At 66.2% G+C, this 8,310-nt stretch carries 8 protein-coding genes; 3 read left to right on the top strand and 5 right to left on the bottom strand.

Annotated elements, in window-relative coordinates; all coding sequences use genetic code 11:
* The first annotated feature begins 315 nt into the window (after window positions 1–315).
* A complete protein-coding gene (locus AC59GX_RS11495) occupies window positions 316–1,815 on the top strand; it encodes a lipopolysaccharide biosynthesis protein (protein ID WP_426284537.1) in 1,500 nt (499 codons plus the stop codon).
* Between the two features lie 14 nt (window positions 1,816–1,829).
* On the opposite strand, the gene AC59GX_RS11490 is transcribed toward AC59GX_RS11495, so the two are convergent.
* Window positions 1,830–2,255 (bottom strand): CBS domain-containing protein, encoded by a 426-nt coding sequence (locus tag AC59GX_RS11490; RefSeq protein ID WP_426284533.1) that lies wholly within the window; start codon window positions 2,253–2,255, stop codon window positions 1,830–1,832.
* A gap of 71 nt (window positions 2,256–2,326) precedes the next feature.
* Here AC59GX_RS11490 and AC59GX_RS11485 point away from each other — a divergent pair, with 71 nt between their 5' ends.
* On the top strand, window positions 2,327–2,617 hold the full coding sequence (locus AC59GX_RS11485) for a hypothetical protein (protein WP_247599559.1): 291 nt from the start codon (window positions 2,327–2,329) through the stop codon (window positions 2,615–2,617).
* 107 nt (window positions 2,618–2,724) lie between these two features.
* Here the strand turns inward: AC59GX_RS11485 and AC59GX_RS11480 are convergent, their stop codons facing one another.
* The 4 genes from AC59GX_RS11480 to hisS form a co-directional block, all read right to left on the bottom strand.
* On the bottom strand, window positions 2,725–3,954 hold the full coding sequence (locus tag AC59GX_RS11480) for a DUF4167 domain-containing protein (protein WP_426284531.1): 1,230 nt from the start codon (window positions 3,952–3,954) through the stop codon (window positions 2,725–2,727).
* 256 nt (window positions 3,955–4,210) lie between these two features.
* Window positions 4,211–5,029, bottom strand: coding sequence for a peptide chain release factor N(5)-glutamine methyltransferase (prmC, locus tag AC59GX_RS11475; RefSeq protein WP_426284529.1), 819 nt, complete (start codon window positions 5,027–5,029; stop codon window positions 4,211–4,213).
* Window positions 5,030–5,155: 126 nt separating this feature from the next.
* Complete coding sequence (prfA, locus tag AC59GX_RS11470; RefSeq protein WP_132742440.1) at window positions 5,156–6,229, bottom strand: peptide chain release factor 1; 1,074 nt, start codon at window positions 6,227–6,229, stop codon at window positions 5,156–5,158.
* Between the two features lie 103 nt (window positions 6,230–6,332).
* The gene (gene hisS, locus AC59GX_RS11465; RefSeq protein WP_426284527.1) at window positions 6,333–7,583 is read right to left on the bottom strand and encodes a histidine--tRNA ligase; all 1,251 of its coding nucleotides are present in this window, start codon (window positions 7,581–7,583) and stop codon (window positions 6,333–6,335) included.
* A gap of 49 nt (window positions 7,584–7,632) precedes the next feature.
* On the opposite strand from hisS, the gene AC59GX_RS11460 reads away from it, so the two are divergent.
* A complete protein-coding gene (locus AC59GX_RS11460) occupies window positions 7,633–8,283 on the top strand; it encodes a DUF1345 domain-containing protein (RefSeq protein ID WP_426284525.1) in 651 nt (216 codons plus the stop codon).
* Window positions 8,284–8,310: the final 27 nt, after the last annotated feature.

The raw sequence follows: 8,310 nt of genomic DNA, 5'->3' as shown, positions 1-8,310 counted from the left end.
TCCCGTAGAAGAAGCTTGGAGCATCTGGTTTTTTGCGACCGTAGCAGAAGCCGGTAAGGCACTCCGCTGCGGTGACACCCCTCTAGGCGGGGTTCCGATTCGCGTCAAACACAATCTTTCACATTTGTGGCAATTTTCTCGGATTGGCGCGTTTAGGACGCCCCACACCCCTTCCAAGCCGCTGATCACAACACGTTTGACGATCGCGTCCAGCGCCTTTGCCGCTGCACGTCACGTCCGACGCCTTGGCTCGATCGTCTCTACGTCATCGCCTTAAGCGATTGTGAAGGCCAATACCGCTACATGCCCGATACGATGGACACCGTGAGCCCCGCACCTGTCGCCGCCACTCCCGTTCCCGGCGAGCCAAGTTCGCTCGCCGGACAGGTGCGCAGTGCGTTGATCTGGCGGTCGGGGAGCCAGATCGTCGCGCAGCTCGTGCAATGGAGCGCCACGTTCCTCGTCATCCGTATCCTGGCGCCATCGGACTACGGACTATTCGCGATGTGCCAGGTCATTCTGACCTTCATGGGGATGCTCAACGGCTATGGCCTCGCCAGCGGATTGATCCAGCAGAAGACGATTACCGAGCGCGAAGTTCGCCAGCTGTTCGGCATGCTGATCCTGCTCAACGTCACGCTGGCGATCATACAGGTATCGTTGGCGCCGCTTGCGTCAGCCTATTATCGGCAACCGATCGTCGGCGAGATGCTCCGGGTACAGGCGTTGCTATACCTTACGACGCCCTTCATCGCGTTGCCGTACGCGCTGCTTTCCAGGTCGATGGACTTTCGCCATCAGGCGAAGGCCAACATCACCGCGTCGATCGCCTCCGCCAGCGTTGCCTTGGGTGGCGCGCTGTACGGTCTTGGGGTCTGGACGCTCGTGATCGCGCCGATCGTGCTGTTCAGCGTGCGCGGGGCGATGATGACGTGGAGCGCGCGGTCGCTCGTATGGCCGAGTTTCGACTTTCGCGGCGCGGGGACGATCGCGCGCTATGGCGGCGTGATGGCGGCGGGGCAGCTGTTCTGGTTCCTGCAAAGCGAGACGGATGTGTTCATCGCCGGACGCAGCTTCTCCGCGCACACGCTCGGGATCTACACGACCAGCCTGTTCCTGACGCAGATTTTCGTGTCGAAGTTCGTGCCGCCGCTGAACGAGGTCGCCTTCTCCGCCTATGCGCGGATGCAGGCCGATCCCGACGCGATCGGGCGCGCCTTCGTGAAGGGCGTCCGGATGGTGATGATCGTCGCGATGCCGTTCTACATGGGCCTTGCTGCGACCGCCGAGCCTTTGGTGCTGACCGTGCTCGGCGACAAATGGCGCGAGACGGCGCCCATCGTCCACCTGCTCGCGCTGGCGATGCCGTTCATGACGTTGCAGGTGCTGTTCACGCCGGCGTCCGATGCGCGCGGCCGTCCCGGGATCGGCGTCCAGAACGGCGCGGTCGGTGCACTGATCCTGACCAGTGCGTTCCTGGTCGGCGTGCAATGGGGCCCGACCGGCATGGGCGTGGCGTGGATCACGGCCTATCCATTCTACCTGGGGATCAGCGCGTGGCGGACGCTGCCGGTGATCGGCGTTCGCGCGCGGGACGTGGCGCGCGCAGTCGCATCGCCGGCGCTGGCCGCGATCGCGATGGCGCTGATCGTCGGGCTGGTGGATCGCGCGCTGCCACCGCTCGATGCGCATTGGCGGTTGATGATGCTCGTGGCGATCGGCGCGGCGGTCTATGCGGCGTGGATGCTGATATTTGCGCGGGCGACCGTGCGCGAACTGATCGCGGTCGCGCGGAAGCAGCCGGTCGCCGCCTAGCCTGTAGGGTCAGCCTAGGCGGACTGAATATACTCGCGCATAGCTGCGGCATCGGCTTCGATCCGGTCGATGCGGTATTTGACGAGATCGCCGATCGACACGAACCCGACCAGCGTTTCACCGTCGATCACCGGTAGGTGGCGGATGCGACGCTGAGTCATCAGCGACAATGCGCCGATCGCCGATTCATTGGGTCCGATCGACTTTACCGCGGTGGTCATCACGTCGCCGATTCGCCGCTCGAGCGCCGCTGCGCCATCCGATTGCAGACAGTGGATGACGTCGCGTTCGGAAAAGATCCCGACGACCTTGCCGCCATCCAGCACCGGCGCCGCACCGATCCGCTTCTCGGCGAGCAGGGCCACCGCCTGGGCCACGGTAGAGTCGGGGGTCAGCGACTGTATGTCGCCCTTGTCCTTCAGGATCGCCGCGATCGTCATCTTCGCCTCTCCTCAACTGCGTCTGTTGCGCTTGGCTTGAGGAAACCATGTTTGCGCGGCAATGTGAAGCGATGACCGATCGACTGCCTGAACCGCCAGCCGGGTTGGACGACCCGCATTACGCCGCATTCGCGTGGGCGCGGTTCCGGGGGATCATGGCGTGGATGGTGCTGGCGGCGGCGATATGCGTCGCGGCGATCATTGCGGCGATGGCGCATGTGCAAGGGCCGCTGCATTTGGTGACGATGCTCGCGGTGATGGGCGGGGTTGGCGGATCGGTGATGATGGCCGGACTGTTGATGGGTCTCGCATTCCTCAGTTCGGGAAGCGGGCATGACGAGGACGTGACGCGGCTCGATTGAGCGCGCGGCGCTGATATGGTCGGGCATGAAAAAGGCCGGTGTCGCATGAAGCGGCACCGGCCTTTTCAGGTCTTAGCGTGATCCCGGAAAGGTCCGGGATGACGGCTTCAGCCTGCGACTTCGTCCGGTACCGCACGAACGCGGCGACGGCGGGGCTTTTCTTCGGGCGGGGCATCTGCGGCGAGGGCGTCCGTCGCCGGTGCTGGCGCTGGCGCTGGCGTTATTGCCGAGATGCCGAGCGATGGCGGCAGGCGATCCGCGTCGAATGCGGTCGGTGCTGCGTCGTCCTGCACGACAGGTGCATCGAGACTGCGATCGCGGCGCGGGCGACCGCGACGGCGGGGCTGCTCCTCGGTCGCTGCAACGGGAGCGGCGGTCTCGACGGTTTCGGTCGGCTGGGCTGCCTGCTCAGGGGCTTCGGTTACCGAACGAACCGCGTCGGCTTCCGAATCCTGGTTGGCGTTGGCGACCGGTGCACTCACACGGGGCGTGCGGCGGATCGTTTCGCGCTGCGGCGCATCGCGGTAGTCGCTGCGGGGCTCGCGGACCTGCTCGTCGCGGGGCTGAGTCTCGCGGGCCTGGGCCTCGCGCGACTGGGCCTCACGGGCCTGATCCTGCTCTTCGCCGTTGCGGTCGTCGCGAGGCTGAGCATCACGCGGCTGGGCGTTACGCTGGTTGCGCGGATTGTCGCCACGGACGCGGTCTTCGCGCTGACCGTCGTTACGCGGCTGCCCCTCGTTGCGGGGGCCGTCGTTACGCTGGCCCTCGTAGCGGTTGTTCTCGTACCGCGGACGCTCTTCGCGCTGCGGACGATCTTCACGCTGAGGGCGGTCTTCGCGGTTCTGGGTGTCGCGGTTCTGACGGGGCGCGTTCTGGTACTGGCCGTTCTGCTGGCCGCCATTCTGCTCACCACGAGCCTGCTCGGGCGTACCCTGCTGCTCGCCGGAGCGGATCGGTTCGCCCTCGTCGCCGTAATCGTCGTCGCCGTCGAGATCGAACGGCTGCTGGCGACGCGGCTGCTGCTGCGCTTGCGGCTGGCTCTCTTCGAAGCGGGCGCGGGTTTCGCTCAGGACGCGGAAATAATGATCCGCGAACTGGAGGTAATATTCGATGTTGACGCGGTCGCCCTGCTGCTGCGCGTCGCGCGCGAGGTTCTTGTACTTCTCGTACAGCTGGCTCGCGTTGCCGCGCGCGCGGCTGTCGATGCGGTTGCCGGTATCGCGACCACCCTGGCCGCCGCCGCCGCCACCCTGGCGTTGACCGCCACCACTACCGCCGCCGCCATTATTATTGTTGCCACGACCGCGACGGCGGCCGGCTTGCCGGTTGTTGATCAAGCTTGTGTCCTCAGTCGTCGAACCAAAATCTGGTCGTGCTCCGAAATGCGGTGCAAACCCCCGTCGCGCACCGACGATCTAGACGAGATCGGTGCGTCGAACTTGCCAGGGCCGCCGGACTGCAGCGACCTCAAAGCGAAGGATGCGGGTCATCGCTCTAAACCGACCAATCGTCGAGAGTGCGTGCCCCTGCCCGCGTGATAGCGGCCGCAAGGGACCTACTACAAGCGAAATGTGAGGTTTAGCGCCATATTGTTCAAGTCGCGGGGGCGTGGGTTGCCACTAACGCACGCGCGTTGCCGCCATAGTCGTGATGGAGCGCGACATGCAGACCTTGCGCCTCGAGTAGCGCCGTGACGGGGGGAGCTTGCGTCGAACCGATCTCGATCACCGCCGCGCCGCCGGGGGCGATCAGTGCGGGGAGCTGTTCGGCGAGGATCCGGTAGTCGTCCAGCCCGTCTGAGCCGGCGTAGAGCGCGGCGTGGGGTTCGTGGTCGTGGACTTCGGCTGGGAGGCGTTCGTCGGTGGCGATGTAGGGGGGGTTGGCGAGGATCAGGTCGAACTGGCCGACGATCGCGCTGGCCCAGCTGCCGTGGATGAAGTGCGCGCGGTCGGTGACGCCGAGGGTTGCGGCGTTGGCGCGGGCGTAGGCGAGCGCTTGGGGGGAATAGTCTACGCCGAGGCCTACTGCGGGCCATTCGTCGAGCGCGGCGAGGAGCAGCGTGCCGGGGCCGGTGCCGAGGTCGAGTATTGTCGCGGGGGCGCGGCCGGCGAAGTGCGCTTGGGCGGCGATCAGGAGGGTTTCGCTGTCGGCGCGGGGGACGAGTGCGCCGGGGCCGACGGCGAGGTCGATCGACCAGAAGCCGCGGGTGCCGGTGATGTAGGCGATCGGCTCGTGGCGGAGACGGCGGTCGACGAGTGCGGGGAAGGTCTCGGGGACGGTGTAGCGATCCGGGTCGAGGAGGATCGCGTTACGCTCGATGCCGAGTGCGTGCGCCATCAGGAGTTCCGCGTCGAGGCGCGGGGTGGCGGAAAACGCGAACTGAGCAGCGGCAGTGGCGAGCGCTACACTCACTGCTCCCCTTCCGCTTGCGGGAGGGGTCGGGGGAGGGGCTGTCACCGAGCGATACCCTTAGCGGGAAGCCCCTCCCCTAACCCCTCCCGCAAGCGGAAGGGGAATGCCGTTGCGGCTGGGGAAAGCTCAGCCATCCAATTGCGCCAGGCGGTCCGCTTCGTCCTGCGCGATCAGCGCGCCGATCAGTTCGTCCATCTCGCCTGCGACGATCTCCGGCAGGCGGTGGAGCGTCAAGTTGATACGGTGATCGGTGACGCGGCCCTGCGGAAAATTATACGTCCGGATCCGCTCCGAGCGATCGCCCGAGCCGACCATCGATTTCCGCGCGCCCGCCCGCTCGGCATGCAACCGGTCACGCTCCGCCTCGTACAGCCGCGTCCGGAGCACGCGGAGAGCCTTGGCCTTGTTCTTGTGCTGCGACTTCTCGTCCTGCTGGATCACGGTCAGCCCGGTCGGGATGTGGACGATCCGCACCGCCGAGTCCGTCGTGTTGACCGACTGCCCGCCCGGCCCGGACGAGCGATAGACGTCGATGCGCAGGTCCTTGTCGTCGATCTTGACGTCGACCTCCTCCGCCTCGGGCAGCACCGCGACGGTCGCTGCGGAGGTGTGGATCCGGCCGCCGGCCTCGGTGGTCGGCACGCGCTGGACGCGGTGGACGCCGCTTTCGAACTTCAACTTGGCGAACACGCCCTGCCCGGTGACGCTGGCGACGACTTCCTTGAAGCCGCCCGCGTCGGACGACGAGCCGGAGATCATCTCGACCCGCCAGCCCTGCGATTCGGCATAGCGCTGGTACATGCGGAACAGGTCGCCCGCGAACAGTGCCGCCTCGTCGCCACCGGTGCCGGCGCGGACTTCGAGCATCGCCGAGCGCTCGTCGGCGGAGTCGCGCGGCAACAGCGCGAGCGCGAGTTTGCGGTCCGCGGTCTCGAGCAGCGTGCGGTTCTCGTGCAGCTCGTCCGACGCCATCGCGCGGAGCTCGTCGTCCGCATCTTCGGCCATGAACGCGAGGCTCTCCGCCTCCTGACGCAACCGGCGCACTTCGGTGGCGGCTTGGGCGACGGGTTCGAGCTCGGCATATTCCTTCGATACCGCAACGAAGCGGTCGGAGGGGAGATCGCCGGTCGACATCAGCGCCTGCAGCTCGTCACGCCGCGCCTCGATCGCGCGGATGCGGTCGGGGGAGATTTGGGTCATGAGCACACCCCTCCCGTCATCCCAGCGAACGCTGGGATCCAGGATAACCGGGCGCAGCCTTCATGGCTCTGGATCCCAGCGTCCGCTGGGATGACGGGGAGGCTCAACGCAGCGCCTCCGCCAGATCGTCGATGATCGTCTGCACCTGTGAGAGTTCGTCCGTAGCGGTCGCCGCAACCGCGCGCGTCACCGGCTTGTCTTCGTCGACATTCAAACTCACGAGAACCTTCGCATTTACCTTCGCCGCTTTGTCGTACCGCTTCCTGGGCGAGCCGGTTGCGATCATTTCCGCCGACAGGCCATCCTTCCGTAACGAGCGCAACAGCCGGTGCCCAAGTCCAATCGCGCGGTCGTCCTCGACGGCAACGATAACGTCCGGGTTAACCGCTGCTAGCTCTGGCACCAGCATAGCCAGCCGCTCGACACCCGCAGCCCAACCAACGCCAGCCGTCTCCGGCCCGCCGAGCGATCCAATCAACCCGTCATACCGGCCGCCGGCCAGCACGGTGCCTTGCGCGCCCAGCCGATCGGTCACGAACTCAAACGCGGTGTGGCGGTAGTAATCCAACCCCCGCACCAGCCGCGCGTTGCGCTCCCACGTGACACCCGCCGCATCGAGCCCGGCGGTCACCGCCTCGAAGAACGCGCGTGCCTCGTCCGTCAGATACGCATCGATATCGGGCGCGCTGTCGGCGATCGGGCGGTCGCGCGGGTCCTTCGAATCGAGGATCCGCATCGGGTTCTTTTCGAGCCGCGTCAGGCTGTCCTCGGACAGTTCCCCGCGGTGCGCCTCGAAATGCGCGACCAGCGCCTCGCGCCAGGCGTCGCGCGTCGCCGCGTCGCCCAGCGTGTTAAGCTGCAACGTCACGCCCTCCGATATCCCGAGTTCGCGCAGCAACTGGTCCGCGAGCACGAGCAGCTCGACGTCCGCCGCCGGCTCGGCCGCCCCGATCACCTCGGCGTCGATCTGATGGAACTGGCGGAATCGGCCCTTCTGCGGGCGCTCGTAGCGGAACACCGGGCCGCTAGTGGTGAGCTTCATCGGCGCGAACTGCTGCCAGCCTTCGGTCAGATACGCGCGCGCGATCCCGGCGGTGAACTCCGGGCGGAGCGTGATGGAATCCCCGCCGCGATCCTCGAACGTGTACATTTCCTTCGACACGACATCGGTCGTCTCGCCGAGCGAGCGCGCGAACACCGCCGTCGACTCGAACACCGGGATATCGACCCGCTGGAAGCAATACAGCGCCCGCACGCGTTCGAACGTCGACAGGACATGCGCGAACCGGCGCTGCTCGTCGCCGAAAATGTCCTGGGTGCCACGGATGCGGCGCGGGGTTTCTGTCTTGGCCATGATGCGCGCGTATCTAGGCGACGTCCCCGCTAAGCGCTAGCGCTGTGGCATGAACGACAAACCCAGATATTGGGGCCTCGGCCAACGCGTTGCCCCGCCGCGCTTCATCCTGTTCGTGCTGGTCTTCGCGATCGGCCTCGCCGCGCTGATCCCGCGCTTCGGGCTCGGGCGCGGTACGATGGCGGCGTTCGACGTCGCCGCGGTCGTGTTCCTGATCGCGGTCTCGACCTTGTTCCGCAACGCCACCGCCGCCCGGATGCGCCGCGCGGCGGAAGAGAACGACGCCAACCGCGCGGTGCTGCTCGGGTTCAGCGGGACGATCATGCTGGTCATCCTGGTCGCGGTGGCGAAGGAACTGCAGGGGAAGAACGACGCTGTCGGGATCGCGCTGACGATCACGACGCTGGCGCTCGCGTGGCTGTTCTCGAACATGATCTACACGCTGCATTATGCGCATCTGTTCTATGTCGACGATCCGGACGGGAAGGACGCCAAGGGCCTCGACTTTCCGAGCTGCGACGAGCCCGATTACTGGGATTTCGCCTATTTCGCGTTCACGCTGGGGATGACGTTCCAGACCTCGGACGTCGAGATCACCTCGCGCCGGGTTCGCAAAGCCGCGCTCGGCCAGTGCATGGCGGCGTTCGTATTCAACATCGGCGTGCTGGCGTTCACGATCAACGTGCTCGGGAGTGGTTGAGCAGTCCCGGTAAAGGACTGGACGGCT

The sequence above is a fragment of the Sphingomonas sp. 320_CC genome, from assembly GCF_059691795.1.
The sequence above is the reverse complement of the archived record's forward strand: the minus strand, read 5'-3'. Positions and strand labels throughout refer to the sequence as shown.